At 55.8% G+C, this 1,026-nt stretch carries 1 protein-coding gene; it reads left to right on the top strand.

Annotated elements, in window-relative coordinates:
• A partial coding sequence (locus ACIP66_RS28825; protein ID WP_400652713.1) for a citrate/2-methylcitrate synthase occupies positions 1 to 718 on the top strand: 718 nt, incomplete at its 5' end.
• Between the last annotated feature and the right edge of the window lie 308 nt (positions 719 to 1,026).

The raw sequence follows: 1,026 nt of genomic DNA on the forward strand, positions 1-1,026 counted from the left end.
CCTGACGTACGCGGAAAACTTCCTGCACATGATGTTCAACACCCCGTGCGAGATCAAACCGATCAGCCCGGTGCTCGCCAAGGCCATGGACCGGATTTTCATCCTCCATGCCGACCACGAGCAGAACGCATCGACTTCCACCGTACGTCTGGCAGGTTCTTCGGGTGCCAACCCGTTCGCCTGTATCGCCGCCGGTATCGCCGCACTGTGGGGCCCTGCTCACGGCGGTGCGAACGAAGCCGTTCTGACCATGCTGGATGAAATTGGCGATGTGTCGAACATCGACAAGTTCATCGCCAAGGCCAAGGACAAGAACGATCCGTTCAAGCTGATGGGCTTCGGTCACCGCGTTTACAAGAACCGCGACCCTCGCGCGACTGTGATGAAGCAGACCTGCGACGAAGTGTTGAAGGAACTGGGTATTAATAACGATCCGCAACTCGAACTGGCCATGCGCCTGGAAGAGATTGCGTTGACTGACCCGTACTTCATCGAGCGCTCGCTGTACCCGAACGTCGATTTCTACTCGGGGATTATCCTCAAGGCGATCGGCATTCCGACCAGCATGTTTACGGTGATTTTCGCGCTGGCACGTACTGTTGGCTGGATTTCGCACTGGAAAGAGATGCTTTCGAGCCCGTACAAGATTGGCCGTCCGCGCCAGTTGTACACTGGCTACGAGTCGCGTGATATTTCCAAGCTGGAAGATCGCAAATAAGACCTGTCTTGCGATAACGTCTTAAGTTGTACCGGGAACGGCTTCTATTTATATAGGGGCCGTTTTTGTTTGTTTGGTCTCAGCGGCCTGTGGGCCGACTGGATTTGAGGGTTGGGTGTATATCCGTTTTTGCGGGTGCTGCCGCTGGCGGTTTCGCTCTTACAGCGACTCACTTTTCCAGACGCCGAAAAGTAAGCAAAAGGCTTTGCCCCTGGCGTACGGCACTTCGCTGAGGCTCAGTGTTCCCTCGCTACGGTGTCCATCCGGGGGCATCGCCTACGGTTTGCTTCGCTGCACCTCCTCTCGAT

Origin of the sequence: Pseudomonas sp. NPDC088429, from assembly GCF_044753305.1 — a bacterium.
Lineage (GTDB): Bacteria > Pseudomonadota > Gammaproteobacteria > Pseudomonadales > Pseudomonadaceae > Aquipseudomonas > Aquipseudomonas rustica.